This window comes from Duganella zoogloeoides (assembly GCF_034479515.1).
Taxonomy (GTDB): Bacteria; Pseudomonadota; Gammaproteobacteria; order Burkholderiales; family Burkholderiaceae_D; genus Rugamonas; species Rugamonas zoogloeoides.
In genome coordinates this window covers 2613995-2638849 of the sequence record NZ_CP140152.1, presented here as the reverse complement: position 1 = coordinate 2638849, position 24855 = coordinate 2613995, and the positions used below count along the sequence as shown (strand labels likewise).

20 protein-coding genes are annotated in these 24855 nt (G+C 65.2%); 9 read left to right on the top strand and 11 right to left on the bottom strand.

Features of this window, described 5'->3' with window-relative positions:
- Positions 1 to 23: 23 nt before the first annotated feature.
- The 5 genes from SR858_RS11755 to SR858_RS11735 form a co-directional block, all read right to left on the bottom strand.
- Positions 24 to 2444: a putative bifunctional diguanylate cyclase/phosphodiesterase gene (locus tag SR858_RS11755; RefSeq protein ID WP_019920983.1), complete on the bottom strand. Its 2421-nt coding sequence runs from the start codon at positions 2442 to 2444 to the stop codon at positions 24 to 26.
- 10 nt (positions 2445 to 2454) lie between these two features.
- The gene (locus SR858_RS11750) at positions 2455 to 3096 is read right to left on the bottom strand and encodes a methylamine utilization protein (protein WP_019920982.1); all 642 of its coding nucleotides are present in this window, start codon (positions 3094 to 3096) and stop codon (positions 2455 to 2457) included.
- Between the two features lie 166 nt (positions 3097 to 3262).
- A complete protein-coding gene (locus SR858_RS11745) occupies positions 3263 to 4681 on the bottom strand; it encodes a tetratricopeptide repeat protein (protein WP_019920981.1) in 1419 nt (472 codons plus the stop codon).
- Positions 4682 to 4791: 110 nt separating this feature from the next.
- Positions 4792 to 5427 carry a 3'-5' exonuclease gene (locus SR858_RS11740; protein WP_019920980.1) on the bottom strand — a complete coding sequence of 212 codons (636 nt, stop codon included), beginning with the start codon at positions 5425 to 5427 and terminating at the stop codon, positions 4792 to 4794.
- Complete coding sequence (locus tag SR858_RS11735) at positions 5420 to 6682, bottom strand: Hsp70 family protein (protein WP_019920979.1); 1263 nt, start codon at positions 6680 to 6682, stop codon at positions 5420 to 5422. The genes SR858_RS11740 and SR858_RS11735 overlap by 8 nt, the downstream gene beginning before the upstream one ends.
- Positions 6683 to 6943: 261 nt before the next feature.
- Between SR858_RS11735 and SR858_RS11730 the strand changes: the two genes are divergently transcribed.
- From SR858_RS11730 to SR858_RS11710, 5 genes are all read left to right on the top strand, one after another.
- Positions 6944 to 8077, top strand: coding sequence for a LacI family DNA-binding transcriptional regulator (locus SR858_RS11730; RefSeq protein WP_019920978.1), 1134 nt, complete (start codon positions 6944 to 6946; stop codon positions 8075 to 8077).
- A 3-nt stretch (positions 8078 to 8080) separates the two neighbouring features.
- Positions 8081 to 10270 (top strand): UvrD-helicase domain-containing protein, encoded by a 2190-nt coding sequence (locus SR858_RS11725; RefSeq protein ID WP_019920977.1) that lies wholly within the window; start codon positions 8081 to 8083, stop codon positions 10268 to 10270.
- Between the two features lie 115 nt (positions 10271 to 10385).
- Positions 10386 to 10913: a peptidoglycan-associated lipoprotein Pal gene (pal, locus tag SR858_RS11720; RefSeq protein ID WP_019920976.1), complete on the top strand. Its 528-nt coding sequence runs from the start codon at positions 10386 to 10388 to the stop codon at positions 10911 to 10913.
- A 187-nt stretch (positions 10914 to 11100) separates the two neighbouring features.
- The gene (locus SR858_RS11715) at positions 11101 to 11817 is read left to right on the top strand and encodes a hypothetical protein (protein WP_019920975.1); all 717 of its coding nucleotides are present in this window, start codon (positions 11101 to 11103) and stop codon (positions 11815 to 11817) included.
- Positions 11814 to 14225 (top strand): hypothetical protein, encoded by a 2412-nt coding sequence (locus SR858_RS11710; RefSeq protein ID WP_019920974.1) that lies wholly within the window; start codon positions 11814 to 11816, stop codon positions 14223 to 14225. The genes SR858_RS11715 and SR858_RS11710 overlap by 4 nt, the downstream gene beginning before the upstream one ends.
- Before the next feature lie 19 nt (positions 14226 to 14244).
- Here SR858_RS11710 and SR858_RS11705 read toward each other — a convergent pair whose 3' ends face one another.
- From SR858_RS11705 to SR858_RS11695, 3 genes are all read right to left on the bottom strand, one after another.
- Positions 14245 to 14715, bottom strand: a complete 471-nt coding sequence (locus SR858_RS11705) for an FKBP-type peptidyl-prolyl cis-trans isomerase (RefSeq protein ID WP_026637120.1) — start codon at positions 14713 to 14715, stop codon at positions 14245 to 14247.
- Between the two features lie 91 nt (positions 14716 to 14806).
- Positions 14807 to 15034 carry a hypothetical protein gene (locus SR858_RS11700; protein ID WP_019920972.1) on the bottom strand — a complete coding sequence of 76 codons (228 nt, stop codon included), beginning with the start codon at positions 15032 to 15034 and terminating at the stop codon, positions 14807 to 14809.
- 45 nt (positions 15035 to 15079) lie between these two features.
- Entirely contained in the window at positions 15080 to 16528 is a 1449-nt protein-coding gene (locus SR858_RS11695; RefSeq protein WP_019920971.1) for a SulP family inorganic anion transporter, read from the bottom strand.
- 26 nt (positions 16529 to 16554) lie between these two features.
- Here SR858_RS11695 and SR858_RS11690 point away from each other — a divergent pair, with 26 nt between their 5' ends.
- Positions 16555 to 16956 carry a hypothetical protein gene (locus SR858_RS11690; protein WP_322534571.1) on the top strand — a complete coding sequence of 134 codons (402 nt, stop codon included), beginning with the start codon at positions 16555 to 16557 and terminating at the stop codon, positions 16954 to 16956.
- 15 nt (positions 16957 to 16971) lie between these two features.
- Here SR858_RS11690 and SR858_RS11685 read toward each other — a convergent pair whose 3' ends face one another.
- Positions 16972 to 17754, bottom strand: a complete 783-nt coding sequence (locus tag SR858_RS11685; protein ID WP_019920969.1) for a Crp/Fnr family transcriptional regulator — start codon at positions 17752 to 17754, stop codon at positions 16972 to 16974.
- A 187-nt stretch (positions 17755 to 17941) separates the two neighbouring features.
- Positions 17942 to 19990: a TonB-dependent receptor family protein gene (locus SR858_RS11680; RefSeq protein ID WP_019920968.1), complete on the bottom strand. Its 2049-nt coding sequence runs from the start codon at positions 19988 to 19990 to the stop codon at positions 17942 to 17944.
- Between the two features lie 149 nt (positions 19991 to 20139).
- Here SR858_RS11680 and SR858_RS11675 point away from each other — a divergent pair, with 149 nt between their 5' ends.
- The 3 genes from SR858_RS11675 (at position 20140) to SR858_RS11665 (ending at position 23197) form a co-directional block, all read left to right on the top strand.
- A complete protein-coding gene (locus SR858_RS11675; protein ID WP_040377684.1) occupies positions 20140 to 20571 on the top strand; it encodes a Fur family transcriptional regulator in 432 nt (143 codons plus the stop codon).
- Positions 20572 to 20704: 133 nt separating this feature from the next.
- On the top strand, positions 20705 to 21964 hold the full coding sequence (locus SR858_RS11670) for a GTP-binding protein (protein WP_019920966.1): 1260 nt from the start codon (positions 20705 to 20707) through the stop codon (positions 21962 to 21964).
- A gap of 66 nt (positions 21965 to 22030) precedes the next feature.
- On the top strand, positions 22031 to 23197 hold the full coding sequence (locus SR858_RS11665; protein ID WP_019920965.1) for an esterase-like activity of phytase family protein: 1167 nt from the start codon (positions 22031 to 22033) through the stop codon (positions 23195 to 23197).
- On the opposite strand, the gene SR858_RS11660 is transcribed toward SR858_RS11665, so the two are convergent.
- Positions 23163 to 24830 carry a RecQ family ATP-dependent DNA helicase gene (locus SR858_RS11660; RefSeq protein WP_019920964.1) on the bottom strand — a complete coding sequence of 556 codons (1668 nt, stop codon included), beginning with the start codon at positions 24828 to 24830 and terminating at the stop codon, positions 23163 to 23165. The two genes, SR858_RS11665 and SR858_RS11660, sit on opposite strands and share 35 nt — an antisense overlap.
- Positions 24831 to 24855: the final 25 nt, after the last annotated feature.

Below are 24855 nucleotides of genomic sequence, written 5' to 3'. Positions count from 1 at the left end.
CAGGCATGCCTGTAGAGAAACTTTTATTCGGTAAGGTAACCAGGCACCGCCGCAGGCACCGCAATTGGCGCCTGCCACTTTTCCAGCCACGCCACCAGCTGGTCGCCGGGAATCGGCCGGCTCATGAAATAGCCCTGTCCCTGGTCGCAGCCCAGTTCCGCCAGCAGGCGCCACACGGCTTCGCTCTCGATGCCCTCGGCCACCACGCGCAAGCCCATGTTGTGACCGAGGTCGATGGTCGAGCGGACGATCTTGGTGTCGCCCTCGTCGTTCTCCATGTTCAGCACGAACGACTTGTCGATTTTCAGCTCGTTGACCGGCAAGCGCTTCAGGTAAGCCAGCGACGAATATCCGGTGCCGAAATCGTCGATCGACAGATCGACGCCCATGTTCGACAGCCGCTCGAGCGTGGTCTGCGCGCGCACCGGGTCGTCCATGATCGCGCTCTCGGTGATCTCCAGGCAGAACGACGCGGGTGACAGGCGATGGCGCGCCAGCAGGTCGGCGAACTTGACCGGCAAGTCCTGGTCCAGCAAATCGCGGGTGGACAAATTCACCGACACCTTCAGGTGATGGCCCTGCGCTGCCAGCTGCTGGCACAGCTCCGCCGACTTTTCCATCACCCACCGCGTCAGCAGGCGGATAAAGCCGGTCTGCTCGGCAAACGGTATGAACTCGTCGGGGAACACGTTGCCGCGCTCGGGGTGCACCCAGCGCACCAGCGACTCCATGCCCACCACCTGGCCCGTGTCGAGCATGATCTTGGGCTGCACGAACAGCCGGAACTCGTTGCGCTCGATGGCATTGCGCAGCTCCGTCAGCAGCGACAGGCTCTTGTCGCTGGACTTGTCCATCGCCGTGTCGTACACCACGGCGCCATCGTTGCGGGTCTTGGCCGTGTACATCGCCACTTCGGCCATGCTCAGCAGCGCCTCGCCGTCGTTGCCATGCTCGGGGTAGCCGGCAATGCCGAGGCCCGCGCCGATATCGACGGTCTGGTCGTCGAGCGACAGCGGCGCTTCCAGCGTTTGCAGGATCTCGCCAGCCATGCGCTGCGCCGCGTCGAGGTCAGACGCCGGCAGCAGCACCGCGAATTCGTCGCCGCCCAGACGCGCCACCTGGGCCGACGACTGCAGGCGGTTGACCAGCAGCAGTTGCAGGCGGCTGGCCACCTGGCGCAGCAGCGCGTCGCCGAAGCTGTGGCCCATCACGTCATTGACGTGCTTGAAGCGGTCGAGGTCCATCATCAGCACGAACACGGCCTCCTCGCGGCGGCGCGCATCTGCCAGCGCGTCGTTGAGCAGCAGCAGGAACTGGGCGCGGTTGGGCAGGTTGGTCAGCGTGTCCCAGTACGCCAGGCGGCGGATTTCCTGCTCGCGCTTGGCGATCGATTCGCGCATCGAGTCGAACGCGCCGGCCAGCGCGCCGATTTCGTCGGCGCGGCTGGTGTCGATGTCGCCCTTGTAGTCGCCCTGCTCGAGGCGGCGGGCGGTGGCGGCCAGCTCGCTGATCGGCTGGGCAATGCGCTTGGCGGTAATCACGATGGCAATCGTGGAAATGGCGATGCCGCCCAGCGTGAGCAGGATCAGCCAATGCTCCAGGCGGCGGTATTCAGCGGTGGCCTCGTCGATCGAACGGGCCAGGATCACGCCGGCGAACTGGCCGTTGTCCTCGCCGATGCGCAGCAGGCGCGCGCTGTAGCGGTTTTCTTCCACGTTGAGGTCGAACGACGTGCTGCCCGCCGTCGCGTTGCCCGGCAGCGCCTGCAACTGCGCGGTCACGGCCTGCGCCGACGACGCCAGGAAGGTGGAGCCGGCCGGCAGCCACTGGCCCGCCTGGTCGCGCGTGGCGATGGTGGCGTGCAGCGACGTCACTTCGCGCATCTCGTTGGCCAACTGGCGGTCGATCGGGAACGTCATGACGATCCAGCCGATGGTGATCGGCGCTTTGACCGGCATCACCACCACCTGGTACGGGCGGCGTTCGACGATGGCGATGCCGTTGGCGCCGTCCGCCGCCTCGGCCGCATCGAGCATGCCATCGACGATTTTTGCCAGCGCGCCGGCTTGGGCGGCATTGGTGGAGACGCTGAGCTGGCGTTCGCTGTTGACCAGCATCGTCATCGAGGCCTTGATGCGGCGCCCGCTGTTGGCCAGCGCCGATTCGATGGTGGCGCGGTCGCCCTCCTCGTTGTTGCCGATGGCGGCCAGGAAGGCCGTGTCGCGCGCCAGCAAGCGCGCGCCGAAACGCAGGTTCTGCGCGTTCTGTTCCAGCAGGCGGCCGAACACCTTGGTACCGTTATTCAATTCGCCGGCGATGGCCTGGCGGGCGTTGTTGTCGATGCCGCGCTGGATCACCAGCAGGCCGATCACCTGGACCGCCACGATCAGCACCAGGAACAAGGTGACGATGCGGCTCTCCAGGCTGCGAAATGCTAAGCGCATGCGGTGCCCTCTACATCGACGCCGCGCCGTCAGCGGGCGCCGGCGGTTTCATCGGCAGCTTGAAGATGGCGGTGGCGAGCGCGTCGCCGGCCTTGACCAGCACCACCTGCTCGGGCGTGGCGCCGCCCACGGTGTTGTAGTGCCAGGCGCGCACCGTGTACTTGCCGCCAGCCGGCAGCTCGATGCGCACCGCGCCGGCGCCATCGGTCTTGGCGAAGTACGGCGTGTCGACGATTTTTACGTAGGCCAGCATCTTGTCGTGGATATTGCAGCCCAGGACCACGGTGCCGGCCTTGTCGAACACTTGCGGCGTGGCGGCCTGGCCCGAGTACAGCTTCTGGTCGAACTTGTGCGCGGGCGAGAACGAATAGATGTGGTGGCGCACCTTGTCGTTATTGGGGAAATTGATCCTGGCGCCGGTCTGAACCACGGTCACGAGCGGCAGGAACTTCAGGCCCTTCTGCTCGATCTCGGCGCCCGCCGGCGCCTTGCCGGCGCCAAAACCGCCTTCGGGCTCCAGGTACACGACGGTGTCGGGCAGCGGCTTGCCGGTGGCGTCCTGCACTTGCACCGCCACGCCGGTGGCGCTGGCGGCGGCACAACTACCCGTCAGGACGCTGGCGATGACAGCGCGGCTCGTAAAACGTCGCATGGCTTACCCGGAGTGTGAAAACGTGATCACCCATTGTAGCGCCTGGGAGATGCATCATGGCAATAGTTACGCCGATGCGGACGAAAATGCGCGATCGAAGGTGAAATGTGTCGCAAAATGGTTCGCGCTGTCACAGACGCTAGCAGGCCGATAGTTGTAACTCCCCTCACCGGCCACGCATTTTCGCCTGCGGCGGAACGCACGCAGGCTGGCGCAGGCGCCAGCGCCGCAGCAATTCCTGCGCCCGCGCCATGGCCGCCGCGCTCATGGCCGGCGCCATCCTGGCGCAGTTGGTGATTGCTGCCGCCTCGCCCTTTTCCGCCGCCAGGCACATCCACATGAAAGCGCGCGCCGCATCGCGCGCCACGCCGCGCCCGCTGCCATACATGGCACCCAGGTTGATTTGCCCCAGCACGTGGCCCTGGCGCGCGGCGCGCGCGTACCAGTTGGCGGCCAGGCGCTCGTCCGCCGGCACGCCTTGGCCGCTGGCGTACATCACCCCCAGGTTGTTCTGGGCGCTGGCATCGCCCTGGGCGGCCGCGCGCCGGTACCACAGCACGGCACGGACCTCGTCGCGGGGCGTACCCTGGCCGTTGGCGTACATCACTGCCGCGTTGAACTGGGCGCTCGCTGCCCCCTGCTCCGCCGCGCGCAGGTACCAGGCCAGCGCGCGCGCGTCGTCGCGGGCCGCGCCGCGTCCGCGAGCATACATGCCGGCCAGGTTGTACTGGGCCAGCATGTGCCCCGACTGCGCGGCGCGGTAGTACCAGGAAAATGCCAGTTCGTCGTCGCGCATGATTTCGCCTCCCTTGCCGGAGCGGCCGCTGGCGAGCAGGATGCCGAGGTTGAACTGGGCGTCGGCGTCTTCCTGCTCGGCCGCGCGCAGCAGCCAGGCAAACGCGCGCGGCGGATCGGCCGCCACGCCCTGGCCTTCGGCATAGGCCACGCCGACCAGGCGCTGCGCGACCGGGTGGTTTTGCGCAGCAGCTTGCCGCAGCCACGCCAGCGCCTGGCGGTCGCAGCTTGCCACGCCCTGCCCCTTCTTGTACATCAGGCCCAGGTTGAGCTGGGCGCCGGCATGGTTTTGCAGCGCCGCCTTGCGCAACCAGGCCAGCGCCAGCGCGTCGTTGCGGCGTACGCCGATGCCCCTGGAATAGGCCAGGCCCAGCAGGGTCTGGGCGCTGGCCACGCCCTGTTCGGACGCCAGGTAACACCAAGAGAGTGCGGCTTCGTCGCTGCGCGGCACGCCGCGCCCCTTTTTATACATCAGGGCCAGGTTTTGCTGGGCCGAGGCGTCGCCCTGGCCGGCTGCGCGGCGAAACCAGCGCACGGCGGCGCGGTCGCTGGGCGGCACGCCGCGCCCGTTGTAGTACAGCACACCAAGATGGTTCTGGGCGAATGCCAGCCCTTGCAGCGCCGCCTTGAGGAACCACTGCGCGGCCTGGCGGTCGTCGCGGGCCACGCCGCGTCCGTGCTTGTAGAGCAGGCCGAGGTTGAACTGGGCATAGGGGTCGCCACGCTCGGCGGCAGACCGGTACCACAGGTAACTGTCGTAGCCATCCCTGGCCGAGCGTTGGTTATTCATGGCACACCTCTAGTCATCTTTGCAACAAAGTTGACTAAAGTGTAAAACCCGCCCGAGTCCGGCGTTTGCGCGGAGTCAAACGAGTCCGGGACCGTTGCGGCTAGAGAGGCTTAGAGAGTCGCACGGGATGCCAATTGCTGTTTCAGGAGAAATTGGTGAACCTTCGCGGCGGCCAGCTTGTTGACCGACACCAGCAGCGCCGGATCGACGGCAGCGATGCCGTACGTGGATCCGATATGCTTGCCGATATGGATCAGCACCTGGGCGGCCACCTCGGCATCGGACTCGGCCCGGTGGGCCGCGCTCTTGAAACGGATGCCAAGCTGGCTGGAGAGCTGGCCCAGCTTGTAGCTGGGCAGTTGCGGAAACACCCGGCGCGACAGCTTGAGCGAGCACACCAGCGACTGGTGGCGCGCCTGCAGGTTCAGGCGCGCGGCCTCGGCCAGCAGGAATTTCTCGTCGAAGCTGGCGTTGTGGGCCGACAGCGTGTCGCCGCCAATAAAGTCCAGCAGTTCCGGCAGCACCTGGTGCACCGGCGGCGCGCCGTCCACCATGGCCTGGGTGATGCCGGTCAGTCCGGTGATGAACGACGGGATGCGCACATTGCAGTTGATCAGCGAAACATAACGCTCGACCACCTCGCCGCCGACGATGCGCAGCGCCGCCACCTCGGTGATGCGGTCGCCCATCACGGGCGAGAGGCCGGTGGTCTCGAAGTCGAGCATCACGATCGGCTGGTCAAGCATGGGCGCCGCCAAACTTGCGCACCGCATCGAGCGCCAGGCCGGCGCCGATGCTGCCGAACAGATCGCCCTCGACCTTGCGCGCGCCCGGCACCAGCGCCGCAATGCGCTCGCGCAGCATGCGCACGCCGCTCGAACCACCGGTGAAGAACACGGTATCGACCTGGTCCGGCGTGACACCGGCGTCGCGCAGCAGGTTGAGCACGGTGGTTTCCACCGAACCGACCAGGTGGCTGATGGCGTCGTCGAAGCGAGTGCGGTCGAGCTCGATCGACACCGCCGGCGTCAGGCGGTCCAGTTCCAGCAGGTGGCGCTCGGCGCCGGACAGCGCAATCTTGCCTTCTTCCGATTTCATCGCCAGCCAGTGGCCGGCGCGGTCGTCGATCAGGCGTTGCAGGCGGCCCAGTTTTTCCTGTTCGGCCGAATCGCGCAGCAGGTCGGCCAGCTGGGTCCACATCTTCTTGGTGTAAGCCTGGTTGATGGTGTGCCAGGTGGCCAGGTTGAAGAAGTAGCTCGATGGCACTTCGCTGCCGTTGCGCAGCTTGCTGCCGAAACCGAGCAGCGGCATCACTGCAGCCAGGCTCAGGTATTTATCGAAGTCGGTGCCGCCGATGTGGACGCCGCCGTTGGCGAGGATGTCGTCGCGCCGCTCGGCCTTTTTGGCGCGGTCGGGCGACAGGCGCACCAGCGAGAAGTCGGACGTACCGCCGCCGATGTCGGCGATCAGCACCAGTTCTTCGCGGTCGATCTGCGACTCGTAATCGAACGCAGCGGCAATCGGCTCGAACTGGAAGGCGATGTCGGTAAAGCCCACCGAACGGGCGATCTCGGCCAGCGTGTCTTCGGCCAGCTGGTCGTTGGCGGCGCTGTCGTCGATGAAATGCACGGGGCGGCCGAACACGGCGGAATTGAACTGGCGGCCGGCGGCGCGCTCGGCGCGGTGCTTGATCTCGCCGATGAACTGCGCCAGCAACATGCGGAACGGCAGCGCGCGGCCACCGACCTCGGTCTGGCCGTCGATCAGGCTGGTGCCGAGCAGGCTTTTAAGCGAGCGCATCAGGCGGCCCTCGTAGCCGGCCAGGTAATCGGCCAGCGCCGCGCGGCCGAACTTGACTTCTTCCTCGTCGGCGTTAAAGAACACGACCGACGGCAAGGTGGTTTTGCCGTCTTCCAGGCCGAGCATCACGGGGTGGCCGGGACGTACCCAACCCACCGTGGAATTTGACGTACCGAAATCGACGCCGCATGCGTTGGCCATGTCGCCCCTTCAACTGATAAAGGGGCGGTATTTTAGCAGGAAAATGAGCAGAAAATAGGCGGCAACAGGAAAAATTGCAGCAATGCCGCAACAGGTCGCCGACCGCGTAAGTGATTTCCACATTGAAACATCCAATAAGCAAGAACAAGGTGCAATTGATATTGCCTTACGGTAATTTATTGATTAAGCTCCTTGCAACACAACCGCTGGCGCGGCAATGCCCGGCTCGTCCGGGTCCGTCCCTGCGCCAACCACGAGACAATGACCAAAATAAAGCCGTGCGTGGAGACTACCGCCATCGCCCACAAAGCCCTGATCGCCCGCGAGGCACGCCGCGTGACCTCGTATGACGTGGCGCTGGTGGCAGGGGTGTCGCAGTCCGCCGTATCGCGCTGCTTCCAGCAGGGCGCCAGCGTCTCCGAGGCCACATTGGCCCGGGTGATGAAGGCCGCCGCCCTGCTCGACTACATTCCCAATGCCGCCGCGCGCAGCCTGATCACGCGCCGCTCCAACATCGTGGCCGTGCTGATCGCCAGCCAGGCCAACCTGCACTACCCGGAACTGCTCGGCGAATTGAGCCAGCAAATAGGCGCACGCGGCAAGCGCGTGCTGCTGTTCACGCTGCCCAGGGAGACCGACGTCGATCGCGTGCTGTCCGAAGTGTGGCAGTACCAGGTCGATGGCGTGATCGCCGCCGCCCGCCTCACCGCCGACCATATCGCCGAATTCGAACGGCGCCAGATGCCGCTGGTGCTGTTCAACCGCACCGTGCGCGAACGCGCCGTCAACACTGTCACCTGCGACCACCGCGAAGCCGGCCGCATGCTGGTCTCGCGCCTGGCCGCCGCCGGCCACCGCCGTTTCGGCATCATCGCCGGCATTGAAGATTCCACCGTCGCCAACGAACGCCGGCGCGGCGCCTGCGAGCGCCTGGCCGAGCTGGGCCTGCCGCCACCGGTGGTGGTGCCGGGCCAGTCCGACTACCCCAGCGGCGCGGCCGGCCTGCGCGCCCTGATCAGCGCCATGGGCGCGGTGCCGGACGCGATCATCTGCGGCAGCGACGTGATGGCCATCGGCTGCCTCGATTGCGCCCGCCACGAACTGGGCATCGATGTGCCGCGCCAGTTGTCGGTGGCCGGTTTCGATGCGGTCGAACCATCCAACTGGCTCAGCTACAACCTCACCACGCTGCGCCAGCCGATGCCCAAGATGGCGATGGCGGCCGCCGAACTGCTGTGCGCCGTCATCGACCGCAGCGACAATGCCGCTGCCACGCCGGACCGCCGCGTGTTCAGCGCCCAGTTCATCGAGGGCGCGACCGCTCGCCTGGAGCCGGTGTTCAGTGCAGTCGCTGCGAGCAGCGCAGGTTTGTCCGCGCCGGTCGCTATAATGTAGCGGATGAACGCTACCCAGTCCCTGCCACCCCAGAACCAACCCCGCTTCACCCCGCGCGGCCTGATCCCCACCCTCGAGCAGCGCGCCATCCAGCTGTCGCAAAACCGGGTCACGCTGGTGGACGCCAACGCCGGCGCCGCCAAGACCACCACGCTGGCCCTGCGCATCGGCGAAGCGCTGGCCCGTAAACTCCCGCCCGAACAGATCCTGGCCCTCACCTTTACGCCCGAGGCGCGCGACGTCATGCGCCAGCGGCTGCTGGACGTGGGCGTGCCGGCCACATTGGCCGAGCGCATCGATATACTGACCTTTGAAGACTTCAGCGCCCGCCAACTGGACGCCATCGACGGCGACGGCCTGCGCACCTGCACCGAGCCGCGCCAGTTGAAGCAGCTGGCGCTGGCCGCCATGGACCGCGTGGGCGAACGCTACGCCGGCCGCCTCGACAGCCTGGAACTGCACACCCACAGCATCGCCGTCAGCCAGTTCCTCGAAGCGCAACTGACGCTCAAGGCCACCATGGCGCTCGACGCCGACGTCGAATTCATGGACGTGGAAGAGGCAGCCGAGCAGCTGGGCGTGCCGGTGGCCGACTATCTGACCACGCTGGAATACGAGGCGCTGCGCCTGGACGGCGGCGCCGGCGCCCTGATGCGCGGGCCGTTCGACGCCACCTACGACCTGGCCTGCAACCTGGTGGGCGGCGCGCGCCTGGCCGAACAGTTCCCCGACTACCGGCTGGTGCTGTGCGACGAGCTGCACGACCTGAATGAGGCGGCCTTCCGCATCCTCGAGGCGCTGATCGACCGTCCGCAATGCTATTTTGTCGGCGCCGGCGACCGCGACCAGGTGATTTACGCCAAGCTGGGCGCCAGCGACGCCTACCTGAACCAGCGCTTCGCCGCACGGTTTCCGAAGCTGGCGCGCCACCCGCTGACCTTCAGCTACCGCCACGGCCCGCACCTGGCGTATGCCATGGCCGCCTTCAAGGACAAGCCGGTGGAATCGAACCTGCCGCTGCGTACCGAGATCAGCCAGCCCCACTACGACGACGCGGCCCACTGCGCGCGCCAGGTGGTGGAGGCAGTCAAACGCTGGAAGGCCGACGGCCATGCGCTCGATGGCTGCGCCATCCTGATCCGCGACCGCCACCAGTCGGTGGCCATCGAAAACGCCCTGATCGAAGCCGACATCGACTACCGCACGCCCGCCATGGCTGGCTACCTGCAACGCGACGAAATCCTGTTCTTGCGCGGCATGCTGGCCATCGCGCTGCGCGATTTTCGCGCCGTCAAATCGGAACAGGTGCGCGGCGCCGTGGTCGATGCCCTGGTCGCCTTTTCCGAAATGGCTTTCAGCGCCCGCCGCATCGACCACTTCAAGACCCAGATCGCCAAGTCGCCCGACCTGCTGGGAGAACTGTTCCTGATCGAGGATGAGCATCGCGACGGCGTGGAACCCACCTGGCGCGATGTCGCCAGCGTGACCACCAAGCGCGCCGTGATCGACGCCATTGCCTGGCTGTCCACGCTGGCCCCGGCCACGCCGGCGGCGCAGGTCCTGATCGAATTGTGCGAGCGGGTGCAACTGGTGGCGGCAGCACGGCGCATCTTCGTGCGCCCGTACGACGCCGGCGTGGTCAACAAGTCGGTGGACGGCTTGCTGGCGTGGGCGGCCGCGTCCGGACTGGGACTGGCCGACTTCTGGGCCGCCATGAACGCCCGCGAAGCGTTTGTCCGCCGCAAGCGCGCGCCGAAGGCAGTGCTGATCGAGTGCGTGGCCAACGCCAAGGGCAAGGAATTCGACCACGTGATCCTGCCATATTTGCAGGCCGACGAATTCCCGCACCCGCAGCAACCGCGCCGCGACGAGGAAAACCTGTTCTACGTGGCCGCCACCCGCGCACGATTGAAACTGACGTTGTTGTCGCCATCCGACAACGGCGCACGCAGCCCCTTCCTTGCACGCTTGCGCCTGCCGCAATGCAGCACCGCCGCCGACACCGCCATCACGCGCAACCAGGAGCAGCAGGCGGCGGCTGCCGCAGCACCGGGCCGCCACTACCTGAGCGCCAGTTACCAGGAGAAGGATGCGGTGAAGGCACTGGGCGCGCAGTTCGACATGGCGCGCCGCGCGTGGTACGTCGAAAGGGGGACCGATTTGACTCCCTTCGCGCCATGGCTCAAAAAATAATGCAGCGCGCCAATTATAATCAGAGAAACCCTTATATAATATTGGTCGCGGCTGGCTTGACAGCCTCACACCCTTTAGTGTGCCCCACAACATAATTCGAATCGGGAGTATATCGATGAAAAACACCAACATCCTGCTGGCAGCCTGCACCGTAGCCCTGCTGAGCGCATGCTCGACCCCAGCACCTGCACCAGCTCCAGCACCTGAGCCAGTCAAAGCTGCTCCGGCACCTACCCCGGCACCAGCGCCAGTCGCTGCACCGGTACAAGCGCCACTGGCCGCCTACCTGGACCCAAACAGCTCGATCTACAAAAACCGTAGCGTCTACTTCGACTTCGACAAGTACACTGTCAAGCCAGAATTCGACGGTCTGGTTGCCGACCACGGTAAATTCCTGGCTGCCAACCCTAACGTGTCGATCAAAGTCGAAGGCAACACCGATGACCGCGGCAGCGCCGAGTACAACCTGGCCCTGGGCCAGAAGCGCGCACAAGCCCTGATCACCGCCCTGAAAGTACAAGGCGTGAAAGACGGCCAGATGGAAGCCATCAGCTACGGCAAAGAAAAGCCAAAAGCTACCGGTTCCGATGAAGAATCGCGCGCACAAAACCGCCGCGACGACATCGTCTACCCAAGCAAGTAATCCTGTCGCGCTTGTGCGCAACGGATAAAACGCCCGGCCTGTGCGCCGGGCGTTTTTGTATCCGCACCGCATCCGGAGCAAAATAAGCCATTTTGTTTATTTGATAAATATCGTTAGAATGGGGCACCCGAGTTTCAGCCTGCCCCATCCGATGTCGTGGCTCTCCCCAATTCCCTTACTGATCGTCTTGCTGACCTGCGCAGGCGCCCGCGCCAACACGCCGGCACCGGCCGTGGCCTGGCTGTGGGACAGCGCCGTGCTGCCATCATGGTCCACCGCCGAGGCGGCCGTCCTGCAACGCCACATCCTGCTCACCGGCCCCTCCGCCCGCACCCGTCCGCGCGCCCATTGGCCACTGATGCCATCGATGACCCGCGTCACGCCGGTGCTGCACGTGGAGGTGAGCACCGTCAATCCGCCGGTCGATATCGCCACTCGCACCGACATGATCGTGCAAGCCATGCGCGAAGCAGCGCGGGCCAGCACCTCGGGCTGGGTGCAGCTAGACCTGGAAGCGAAGCCGTCGCAGCGCGATTTTTACCGCGCGCTGGTAGCGCGGGTGCGCGCCGAGCTGCCGCCGCAGATCAAGCTGAGCGTGACTGCGCTGGCCTGGTGGTGCCGTGCGCCCGCCTGGCTCGACGACCTGCCTGCCGACGAAGTGGTTCCCATGTTCTTCCGCATGGGCCGCGATAACGTCCGCATGCGCCACATCGTCGAACACACGCCCGAGCTGCTGCACGCCAGTTGCCGCCAGGGTAGCGCCGGTTTCGCGCCGCAGGAATCGTTCGCGCCGCAGGTGATCGCCCGCTACCGCAAGACTTACTGGTTCGACCGTTACGCCTGGCAGCGCAGCGCGTCGGCCGCATCGCCCCTTCCACCGCCCGTTCCAGGAACTACGCCATGAGCCGCACGCTCCCTGCCATTGCCATTGCCGCCCTGCTGTTGTTTACCGGCGGCCACGCCGTTGCCAGCGGCTGCGAAGATCCGGTTGACTCATTCGTCAACCGCAACCGCACCGACATCGCGCTGGGCCGCTACCAGGGCGGGCACCTCGGCGTGGTGCTGCCGTCTTACGTCCGCAGCAATCTGTTTACCGCGTGGCGCGCCGTCATGCTGGGCGCGCCGGGATTACAAACCGCGCCCAATCCCCCGGGCGCCCTGGCCCTGGTCGAGGAACGCCGTGGAGGCGGCTGGCAGGACCAGGCCCAAGGCCGGGAAATCTACGCCGCCTGGCGCACTGCCGTGCACGGCGCCCTCAAGCGCGAAATGGACCCGGCGCCCGCAGCCGATCCGCTGATCGACAGCTACCTGAACTGCCCGACGGCCAGCTATGTGTTCGCCACCCGCACGCTGGGCGAGCTGACCGCGCGCGCGGACGCCACACCGGCACGGCTGGCGACCTGGGTGTCCACCCAGCGCGAGGTCTTCAAGGCGTGCGGCGACGATCCGCTGGACCGCCGGGACTACTTCCAGCGGCCCAGGGTGCTGGTGCAACCGGCGCCGCTGGCTGCCACCGAGCCCTTGTACTGGCGCCAGGTGCAGGAATACCAGCTGGCGTCGGCGGCGTTCTATAGCGAGGACTACGCGCGCAGCACGGCGCTGTTCGACCGGATCGGCGCCACCGAAGGCCATCCGCTGCGCGCGTGGGGCGACTACCTGGCGCTGCGCTCGCAAGGACGCGCTGCGCTGTACGTGCCGGGTACGCCCGACGAGCGCTGGCAGGCGCGCGTAGCGCAAGCGAAGGAAAGCCCCGACGCCAAAGCGGCGCGCCAGGCGCGCCAGCAACAGACGCTGGCCGATGTCGAGGCGCGGATCGCCCGCATTGTGACCAATCCCGCGCTGGCAGCGCGCCATGGTGACAGCCGCGCGATCGGCCGCATCCTGCAGGCAAAGTTCACGCCGGTGGAGCGCTTCGCCCAGGTCAGCCAGCTGCTTGACGATGCGCGCAACGACCCGTACCGCGACGACCGCCTGGGCGACTGGCTGGCCCTGGCCGACCGCCTGCTGGACCAGCCGGCCACGGGCCAACCCGAGCTACGCACGGTGTCAGGGCTGGTCGACTGGGTGTTCACCGTGCAGCAATGCAGCCCCTATTCCCCGGAAGACAACCGCGAATTTGCCGCCAAGGTCGCCGCAGCATGCGCACCATCGCGGGCGCACGTGCAGGGCCGCTGGCAGCACTACGCGAAAGACGGCAACGCCGCCCAGGCGCGCGCGTGGCTGTTCGCCGCCGCCATGATCAACGACCGGCTGACGCCCGAGCTCGAAAAAGCCATGCTGCAAGTGGCGCCCTCGGCGCCCGAATACCTGACGGTGCGCTACGCGCTGGCGCGCCATTACCGCCTGAACGACAAAGCCGACCAGGCCCGCGCGCTGAGCGAGGCGGAACTGAACGGTGCCGCGCTCTCGAGCACCGCGTCGGATTCCGCCCGCAACCTGTTCCTGCAGGAGCGCTTCGCTGTTGCCACCAGTGTGAGCGACGCCGCCCGCTATCTGCTGCGCAGCCGGGGCTACCAGATCGATGCCGACACCGGCGAACCGGCAGCAGTGCAGGATCCCGACACGGTGGCGCGCGGGCGGCTGGCAGCGGATGGCAAACGCTGGCTCAATACCGGGCTGGCGGCCAGCGACCTGTTGACGCTGGCGGCGGACCGGCAACTGCCGGCCGACGAACGCGGCCGTATTGCCCTGACCGCCCTGATGCGTTTCGACATGACGGGCCAATACGAAGCGGCCGTGAAAGCTGCGCAGCAGGTGGAAGTCGATGCGCCGGAACTGGCGCCGGTGATGCGGCAGTACCGCGCGCTCACCGCCAACCCGGAACGCCACCACTGGTTAATGCTCAATGCCGTCGAATATGGTTTCAGCCCGATGCGCAATACCTGGGCCATGGCCGTACCTTACGTACCGCGCGAGGTCGATGAAACCCGGGCCGACATGTGGTGCAAGATGCCGTCCACCGCCGGGCAGGAATACCAGGAAAATGGCTGGGTGATGCAAACCGTGTGGCTGGAACAGGCGCCGCCGATGCCGCAGGTGGCCGGCGTGGATGGCGCGCGCCGCAAGGCGGAACTGGCGCAACTGGGCGCGCTGAAAACCGCCACCGGCTACCTTGGCGAGCACGTGCTGCAACGCGTGGCCAGCAAGCCGAACGACGCCGACCTGCCCTGGCTGCTGCACGTGGTGGTGCGCTCAACACGCGGCGGCTGCCTCGACGACGACGCCCAGGCATTGTCGAAACAGGCTTTCACCGTGCTGCACAAGCGCTACGGCAATAGCGCATGGGCGAAGAAGACGCCCTACTTCTATTGATCGGGTGCGCGGTGCAAGGTCAACGTACTTCCACCAGTTCGATATCGAAGACCAGGTTGGCGTTGGGTGGAATCGCACCATTGCCGGCGCCGGTGGCGCCGTAGCCCATGCTGGCCGGGATCATCACGGTACGTTTGCCGCCAACTCTCATACCCGTCACGCCCTCGTCAAAACCCTTGATCACCAAGCCGCCGGCCAGGACGAAGTCAAGCGGCGACCTGCCAGCCGACGAATCGAACTGCGCTCCTTTTTTCGATGTCGCAGTGGCATCGTAGAGCCAGCCGGTGTAGTGCACATAAACAGTTTTCCCAGCTACGGCCAGCGCGCCCGTGCCGACCACATTATCGATCTTCTGCAGCGTGATGGTGTCAGGAACCGCAGGGATGGTCGGCGCCACTGGCGCAGCAACATCGCCACCGCCGCCACCGCCGCCACAACCAGCCAGCGCCAACGCCACTCCAAACGCGCACGAAGAAAACAAATGTCTCATAGAACTCTTTCTTGATGATGGTTAACACAATGCCGCAAAATGCGCTGGCAGCATACAGTAACAATGTATTTGTGACCATCATTCAAGCAAACTATTTGAGGATGACCTTGCGGACGAACTCGACCGCAGCCAAGGCGAAGAAAGTGTAGGCGCACCAGGGCACCAGGTAGCCGGGGATGAACGACGGCCGCAACGCAGCCAGGGCGGTAAAGGCGGCGCCGAAGGCGAAGGCCGCTGCCAACACCCATTCCTTTTGTTTCGAGAACAGGCCCACGCAGGTGATGGTGCCGGCCAGGCTGATGATGGTTGCAATCTGCATTGGAGTGGATTTTCTGTCAAGGATGCGCAGAATACCACGAACGCGTCAGGCGGTCACCGAGACGCCTGCCCGCGCCAGCAACAGCTCGCAGCGCGTAGAGAGATGCTGCACCTGCAGCCGTTTGCCGGCGCGCGTATAGCGTTCGCTAAGTGCCGCCACCGCCACCACCGCCGAATGATCGACCAGGCGCAGGTGGCGGCAATCGAGTATCACGGTCTGCGGATCGTCCTGCGGCGAGAACAGGTCGTTGAAGTGGGCGATCGACGCAAAGAACAGCGTGCCGTGCGGCGTGTAATGCTTCACGCCGTCGGCATCGACCGTGGTCTCGGTGCGCACCTCGCGCGCGTGGCGCCAGGCGAAGCTGAGCGCGGCGATCACGATCCCGCACAGCACCGCCACCGCCAGGTCGGTCGCCACGGTAATGCAGGTGACAACGACAATCAGCAGCGCGTCGTGGCGCGGCACCTTGCCCAGCACTTGCAGCGAACTCCAGGCAAACGTCTGCTGGGCGACGACGAACATCACGCCCACCAGGGCTGCCAGTGGAATGCGCTCGATCAGCGGCGACAGGAACAGGATGAACAGCAGGATCATGATGCCGGCGACCGTGCCCGACACCCGCGTGCGCCCGCCGGAGCCGAGATTGATCATGGTCTGGCCGATCATGGCGCAACCGCCCATGCCGCCGAACAGGCCGGAGGCGACATTGGCTGCGCCCAGCGCCACGCATTCGCGGTCGGGCAGGCCCCGGGTTTCGGTGATTTCGTCGGTGAGGTTGAAGGTCAGCAGCGTCTCGAGCAGTCCCACGACTGCCATCAATAGCGCATACGGCAGCACGATGCGCAAGGTTTCCATGGTCAGCGGCAGTTGCGGCACACTGAACGACGGCAAACCGCCGGCGATGGTGGCCATGTCGCCCAGCGTGCGTACCGGCAGGTGCAGCAGTTCCGACAACAGCCCCACCCCGACAATCGCCACCAGCGCCGGCGGCACCGCTTTGGTCAAGCGCGGCAGCACGTAAACAACGGTCATGGTCAGCGCCACCAGCCCGCACATCCACCACATGGCCGCACCCGGCAACCAGCTCCCATCGACGCGAAAATGTTGCAACTGCGACCAGGCGATCACGATCGCCAGCCCGTTGACGAAGCCGAGCATCACCGGATGCGGCACCATGCTGACCAGCTTGCCCAGCCGCAGCACGCCAAACAGCAGCATGATCACGCCGCTCAGCACCACCGTTGCCAGGAAATACTGCAAGCCATGCTGGGCGACGAGCGCCACGATCACCACCGCCATCGAACCGGCAGCGCCCGAAATCATGCCCGGACGGCCGCCGAACACGGCAGTAACGGTGCAAATAAAGAACGCACCGTACAGCCCGACCAGGGGATTCAAGTGCGCAACCAGCGCAAAAGCGATGCATTCGGGAACCAGCGCAAACGACGTGGTCAATCCTGCCAGGGCGTTTTTAGTGAAATTGGTGGACCACATAAGGGATCTGAGAGTTGGTAAACACGATGAACACCGCGCAAAAAAATAGCTGCCGAGCATCATTGATGCGCCGCAGCAGACGTATTTTACACGGATGGGATGGTTTACCGCAGTGCTTGGGTGAACTGGCGCACATTCAAAACCGGTCGGGACAGGCAAAATGGCTTTGCTTTCCACTCAACAACTTTCAAGTCGAGCCCGCCATGTCTGCCATGATGAATGCCACCCGCGCCCTGAACCGCCAAAAAATCGCTGTCGAGAGAACGCTGTATGCGCGTTCGGCAGAGGAATCGCAACTGGCAGCGCGTTGGGCCGCCGCCTGGCACAAACTGGTCCAGCGCAAACTGGACAATATGGCCACCCGCTCTGCCCCCCGGGTGGACTTCAGCGGCTTCCTGGTGAATCCGCCGTCCCGCGTCTTGCATTAATCTTTCTGTTGTTTCTCAAGCAGCACGCTGTTCCATGCCGGCCGCCTTGTTGCGGCCGCCCTGGTAGCAGCTGCCTGCACGCGCTTCCATTCCCGCACGATCGAGCACGGTAACGCAACCACGGCGGTAGGAGATTAGGCCTTCGTCGGACAGCTTGCCTGCCGCGCCGGTCACGCTCTCGCGGCGTACGCCCAGCATGTTGGCGATCATTTCCTGCGTCACTTTCAATTCATTGCCCATCGAGCGGTCCAGGCGTTCCAGCAACCAGCGGCACAGCTTCTGTTCGATGCTGGTGTGGCGACTGCCGGCCACGCTTTGCGCCAGCTGGGCGAACATGGCGCTGGTGTAGCGCATCAGTTGCTGGGCCAATGGGCCGCCAGCGTAAAACACTTCGCGCAGCACATCGGTACGCAGGCGGTAGCCGTAACCGGCGGCTTCCACGACGGCCGAGTACGAAGCGCGCTCGGTCGGGTACAGGGCCACGCCCACCACGCCTTCACGGCCGACCACGGCGATCTCGGTGGTGGCGCCGTCTTCCATCACGTATTGCAGGGAGATGATGGCGTTGGTCGGGAAGTACGTGTATTCGACCTTGTCGCCGAAGTCGAACAGGTGCTTGCCGGCAGGTAACGCAACCAGTTCCAGCGCGCTGAACAGGGCCAACAGATCGTCACGCGACAGGGCGCGCAGCAAATCGTTTTGTTGGGCGCCGATCAGGCTGATCTGCGAACCGGCGCTGCTGTGGCCTGCGGTGGCGTTGGCGGCGGTGGTTGCGGAGCTGGTGTGGTATGCGTTCATGGTGTCTGCCTCTAGGTGTGTGGTCTTGGTGACTTGGTTATCGCTCACCGTTGATGACACTATATCTAGCAGGCCGATCCGCCGGTATAGGACCGGCGTGTAGGCCAATGTAGGCACCAAGCAAGAGGAAATGTGGTCCTTGTCCTACGTTGGCATCAAGACACTGTGTAGTAGCACACCGAACAACTCAATAACTGGTGCGCAATTGCAGGTAAGCGGTACGTGGCGCACCAACCATGCGGCCCGCGTTGCCATCCACGTTGCGGGTGTAATAGCGGCGATCCGACAGGTTGTTCACCCCGGCCATTACCTCGTACCCTGGTTGTCCTTTCAGTTTCCAGCCCACTTGGGCATTCCACAGGCGGAAGCCGGGAATGGCGCCGACGGCGCCGCTGGCCGCTTCCGCCACGGTATTGGCGGCATCGGAGAACTGGCGCGTCTGGTGGGTGCCGGAGACGTTGAACGACCATGCATCGATCCGGTAGCGCGCGCCGACGGTGTCGGTGCCGCGCGAGTAGAACGGCACGTCCAGGCCGGCCGTGGCGCCCGATTCCTGGATCGCCCTGGTATAGGTGTAATTGGCGTAGAGGTTCAGGCCGGCCAGCGCGCTGGCGTCGGCAAAACTGTAATCGAACGCAGTCTCGATGCCTTCGTGGTTGGTGGCGCCGATGTTCTGGAACGTGGCAGGCACGGTGCCCGGCACCTGCAGGATCTGGTTGTCGAACTTGAGCTTGAAGGCGGTGAACTCGGTGCTGACGGCGCGGTCCTTCCAGCGCGCACCGGCCTCGAAGGTCTTGGCCACTTCCGGGTTGAGCGGGTTGGTGGCGCTTTGCGAATTGAGCTGGGTGTTTTGCACGGCGCCGAACGACGTAGTGTAGTTGGCAAACACGGTCAGCGCCGGGTTGACCAGGTAGGCCACGTTCAGCGATGGCAGCGCCTTGTTGTTGTCCGACGCAAAAGCGGCAGCGCTGCCGCTGTCGCGGCGATCGGAGCGGATGCGTTCATACCGCACGCCCGGCGTGATGCGCCAGGCGCCCAGTGCGATGCGGTCGTCGATATACACCGAGTGGGCGTCGGTCGCGTTGTCGAACCTGGTGGTGGCGCCGCGCACGCCGGTGGCCACGGTCACGGCGTAGTTGTTGTCATCACCGCGCTCACGCAGGAAGCGGTAGCCGGCCGTGACATCGTGCGTGAGGCCGGCGGCGGCAAAGCGCTGGGTGTAGCGCGGCTCGATGCCCAGCACCTGGTAATTGCGCGGCTGCCAGGTCACCTGGGTGCGCGCGGCGTTGATCAGCGCGCTCTGGCGGAAGCTCTCGTTGTAATAGGCCTTCACTTCGAATTCCTGGGTGGCCGAGATGGTGTTGAGGTAGCCGATGTCGCCGCCCTTGCGCTCTCCGCTCCAGAAATCGGTGGGCCGGGTGTTCTGGAACGGGTCTGCCGCGTACTGCGCCACCGTCAGCCCGCCCGGGGTGCGCGAATTGACGTCGAAGTACGTGAGCTTGCCGTACACCTCGCTGTGGCCATTGAGCGGATAGCGCAATTTCAACGCGACGTCGTTGAGTTTGTCGTTACTGCTGGTGCGCCAGCCGCCGCCGTCCATGCCCGAGTACATCAGCGCCAGGCCCATGCCGGAGTCGAGCGTGCCGCCCAGGAAGGCGCTGTACTGGGTGTTGTGGCCCGCGTCGCGGTAGTCGTTGTAGCGCACCGAGACGTCGCCCTTGATGGCGCCTTCCGGGATCGCCCGGCTGCGGAAATTGATGATGCCGCCCACGTTTTGCGGACCGTAGCGCACCGCGCCGCCGCCGCGCACCACGTCGATCGATTCGATATTGTTCAAGCTCACCGGGGCAAACGACAATTGCGGCTGGCCGTATGGGGCCACGGCCAGCGGTATGCCGTCGAGCAGGATGGTGGAACGCGGCGAATAACGCCCGGTCAGGCCGCGCACGCCGATATTGAGCGAGATGGCGCTGCCGGCCGTGCCCGAGTTGTCGGTGGCCTGCACGCCCGGCACCCGGCGCAGCACGTCGCCGATGTCGAGCGCGCCCGAATCCTCGATGTCTTCCTTGTTCACCACCGTGCGCGCGCCGGGAAAGTTCTTGACGCTGTTTTGCAGGCCGGACCCGAGCCAGCTGCCGGTGACCTGGATCGATTCCATCGGCGCCGCTGATCCTGCCTGGGCCTGTTCCTGTCCGTGGGCCAGGGGCGCGGCCAGCAGCGCCAACGCTGCAGCCATGGAAGTCAACGGGAACGGTGGCGCAGCGCGCAGGCGGATAAGAGGCATGGCAATGAAAGAAGTATCATGAAAGTGACAATGATAACACTTCTCATTCGCAACATGGCGATCTTCCCGGTCTCCCTGAAGGCCATGTTAAGATGCTGGCTATGCAAACATCCTCTTCAGACCAGGCAGAAGCACTGATCCGCGCCACCGGTGCCCGCGTCACGCGCCAGCGCGTGACCGTGCTCGACTTTTTGATGGGGCAGGAAAAGTCGCTGACCCACCACGATATCCAGGCCTTGCTGTCGGACGAAGCGCTCGACTCGGTCACGCTGTACCGGGTGCTCGAATGGCTGACCGAAAACGAACTGGTGCACCGCATTGCGGGCGCCGACCAGGTGTGGCGTTTCCGTGCCGGGGCCGGCCACCATTCGCACGAGCACGCCCACTTCCAGTGCACCCGCTGCGAGGAAGTCACCTGCTTCACCGACGTACCGCTGCCGCGCACGATCAAGCTGCCCAGCGGCTTCCAGAGCCAGGAAATGGATTTTCTGATCAAGGGCACCTGCCCGCACTGCGCAAAATCGAAGCCATAAAAACTCGCAAGGCCTAATGCAATAAACTTGCATTAGCATTGAAACGGACTTATGATGCAACTCAATTGCATTTGACGGCTTTTGTCCGTCCTTGTTTCCGTGCGCGCGACCGCGCCTTTTCAGCGAGCCATCCATGACCACCACCGTCCCATCCCTGGCCGATTTGCGCCTGCCCGTCACCGTGCTTTCCGGCTTTCTCGGCGCCGGCAAAACCACCCTGCTCAACCACGTGTTGGCCAACCGCGAAGGCTTGCGCGTAGCCGTCATCGTCAACGACATGAGCGAGGTGAATATCGACGCCTCGCTGTTGCGCCACGGTACCGAAAACGCCGGCGCCGCCCTGTCGCGCACCGAGGAGAAAATGGTCGAGATGAGCAACGGCTGCATCTGCTGCACGCTGCGCGAAGACCTGCTGCTCGAAGTGCGCAAGCTGGCTGCCGAAAACCGCTTCGACTACCTGCTGATCGAATCGACCGGCGTGGGCGAGCCGATGCCGGTAGCCGCCACCTTCGATTTTGCCGACGAAGACGGCGTGTCGCTCAACGACGTGGCACGCATCGATACCATGGTCACCGTGGTCGATGCCGTCAACCTGCTGAACGACTACAACTGTGCCGACTTCCTGGCCCAGCGCGGCCAAAGCGCCGGCGAAGGCGACGACCGCACGCTGGCCGCGCTGCTGTCCGAGCAGATCGAGTTCGCCGACGTGATCGTGGTCAGCAAGACCGACCTGGTCACCATCGAACAAATGGGCGCAGTGCGCGCCGTGATCAAGGCGCTCAACCCCACCGCCACCATGGTGCTGGCCGAGAAAGGCCGGGTGCCGCTGCACCAGATCCTCGGCACCGGCAAATTCGACCTGGACAAGGCCAGCCAGATGGCTGGCTGGGCGCGCGAACTGGCCGGCATCCACATGCCGGAAACCGAGGAGTACGGCATCGACAGCTTCGTGGTGCGCGAACGCCGCCCGCTGCACGCGCAGCGCTTCAATGAATTTCTCGACCTGGCGTTGCCGGGACTGATACGGGCCAAGGGTTATATCTGGTTCGCCAGCCGTCCCGACTGGGCGGTCGCCTATTCGCGCGCCGGGCGCATTGCGTCGGTGGAACCGGTAGGACAATGGTGGGCCGCCAGCGACCGCGCCAACTGGCCGCCGGTGGGGGACGCGGACCGCGCCGGCATCGAAGCGGCCTGGGTGGAACCGTTTGGCGACCGCCAGAACGAACTGGTCTTCATTGGCGCCGGCATGGACCGTCCCGCGCTGGAAGCAGCCTTCCGCCGCTGCGTGCTGACCGACCACGAACTGGCCGCCGGTGCGCCCACCTGGCTGACCTATGCCGATCCTTTCCCGGCCTGGAGCCACGAGGACGAACTCGAAGAAGAACCGGCATAAAAGGTCGCTGACGCGTTCCGGCGGGGGCGGCTATACTGCACGCTTTTTCCGATTTGCAGATTCTCCATGGCCGCCCTGTCCTCCTTCGTCCGCACCGCCCTTGCCGCCGCCAGCCTGCTGGCGCTGAGCGCCGGCGCCCAGACCCCCGCCACCACCCCGGCCCTGGCGCACACGCCCGATACCATCGCATCGCTGCGCCTGATCGGCGAGCAGCGCCTGCCCTGGCGCATGCGCTTCGAGGGCACGCTGGTGGGCGGCCTGTCCGGCATCGACTACGACGCCGCGCGCGGCGACTGGGTGATGATCTGCGACGACCGCTCCGAGCATAATCCGGCGCGCTATTACCGCGCGCGGCTCGATTACGACCAGCAGTCCTTCACATCGGTACAGCTGACCGGCGTGACCACGCTGCTGCAAGCCGATGGCACGCCGTATCCGTCCAAGAATGATTTCGCCCGGCTGGGCGGCGCGGTGGCCGACCTGGAAACCCTGCGCGTCGATCCGCGCGATGGCGCCATCTGGTATGGCAGCGAAGGCGATGTCTCGCTGGCCCTCAACCCGTTCGTGCGCCAGGCTGGCGCCGATGGCCGCCTGCGTTACGAGCTGCCGCTGCCGCCGCTGTTCAATGTGAAGAAGGATCACAGTTCCGGACCGCGCAACAACCAGGCCTTCGAGGGCATGAGTTTTACGCCCGATGGCGCTTCGATCTGGGTGTCGCTGGAAGGCCCGATGTACCAGGATGGTCCGGTGCCTACGACCAGCCACGGCGCGGTCAACCGCATCACCCGTTTTGACCGCGACGGCAAGGTGCTGGGCCAGTATGCGTATGCGCTGGAGCCGCTGGCGGCCGCCCCTGGCACCGGCAAGAACGCCGACAACGGCATTTCCGAAATCCTGGCGCTGAGCGATAACCGCCTGCTGGTGCTCGAGCGCGCCGGCATACAGGACGACGCCGGCCACTACCGCAACTACGTGCGCCTGTACGAGGTGGACACCGCCGGCGCCACCGATATCGCGCAGCTGCCCACCGTGGCCGGCGCCAGCATCACCCCGGTAGCCAAGCGCCTGGTGCTGGATCTGAACCAGGCCGGCCTGGCGCTGGTGGACAACGTTGAAGGCATGGCCTTCGGTCCGCGCCTGGCCAATGGCAAGGCCAGCCTGGTGCTGATCTCGGACGACAACTTCAACAACCGCCAGGTTACGCAGTTCCTGCTGTTCGAGGTAAACCCGTAGCGCCTGTATTGACAACCGCTGCGGCGGCTACCAGCGGCGCCGGCGCCAATCCGGGCAAACCGGCGGCGGCGACCGGCGGCACGTCCGGCGGACCCGGTTCCTGTGCGATCGGCTCCGCAAGCGCCGCGCCAGCCTCCAGGTCGAACGTCGACAGCTGGATCGCCGGCGGCGTCAGGCAGTTGTCGCACTTGCAGCACTGCTCGAAACCGGGCGACGCATCGTCGAAGTAATCGAGCAGCAGCTTCCAACGGCAGTAGCCGCTCTGGGCGTAGCCCACCATTTGCTCCAGTCCCTCGCGGTCGCGTTCATGCTTGTCGGCGTACACCTGCGCCATCTCGTCGTACCGGGCAGCTTTGGGCCCGGTAGCGCCGCCGGGCAGCTTGGCCAGTGCGTAATCGAGCTTGCGGCTGCGCTTGAGCAGCTTGCCGTCCTTGAGCATTTTCAGGCAGATTTTCAGCTGGCTGGCCGAGATGTGTTCGAGCTTCGGTTTCAGGTCGGCCTCGGTGAACGCGGCGCCATCGTGGGCGGCGGCAGCCTCGTACACCGCGCGCAGCTCTTCGGCTTGCGGATAGTGCTTGACCAGGAAGAACTGCTGCAGCCGTTTATCGGCGTGGTAGTACAGCAGCGTGCATTGCGCATCGAGGCCGTCGCGCCCCGCCCGGCCCGACTCCTGGTAGTACGCCTCGAGGTTGGCCGGTATCTGCAGGTGGATCACGAAGCGCGTGTCGGCCTTGTCGATGCCCATGCCGAAGGCATTGGTGGCCACCATCACGCGGCGCTCGCCGCTCATGAACAGGTTCTGGTTTTCCACCCGTTCGGCGGCGCGCAGCTTGCCGTGGTAAATCGTCACGCTCTCGCCGGCGTCCTTCAGTTGGGCATGAATTTCCTCTGCCGCCTTGACGGTGGCGGCGTAGATGATGCCCACGCCTGCGGTTTCACGCACCAGCTGCAGCGCCTGCGCTGCCTTCTCGGAAGGATTGGTGACCTGTTTGACGCGGTAGTGCAGGTTGGGCCGGTAGATGCCGGTATTGACCACCGCCATGCGCGGGCGGCCCAGCTGGGTGCGGATATCCTTGATGACGTCGTCGGTGGCGGTGGCAGTGAGCGCCAGCACTTGCGGGCGCCCCAGTGCCTCCAGTGCCGCGCCGATTTCCAGGTAGGCGGGACGGAAGTCGTGACCCCATTGCGAGATGCAGTGGGCCTCGTCGATCACCACCAGCGCGATTTCGCTCTGCTTGAGCAGCGCCAGGAAATCGGGCGTGATCAGGCGCTCGGGGGTGCAGAAAACAATGTCGTGGGCGGCGCTTTCGATGCCTTCGAGCGCCGCGAGTTCGTCGGCGCGCGACAGGCTGCTGTTGATTTGCGCGGCGCTGGCGATGCCGGCTTCCTCGAGCTTTTCGGCCTGGTCTTTCATCAGCGAGATCAGCGGCGAGACCACCACCGTCAGCCCTTGCAGCAGCCGGGCCGGCAACTGGTAACACAGCGACTTGCCGCTACCGGTGGGCATGACGGCCAGCGTATCGGCGCCGGCCAGCACGCTGTCGATCACGTTGCGCTGGCCGTCGCGCAGTGCCGCGATGCCGAAAACCTTGCGCAGCAAGGTGGTGATTTGTTTGCTCTGCGGGGCTGCCATGGGAGACTCTCTGGTTGTAGGTAAC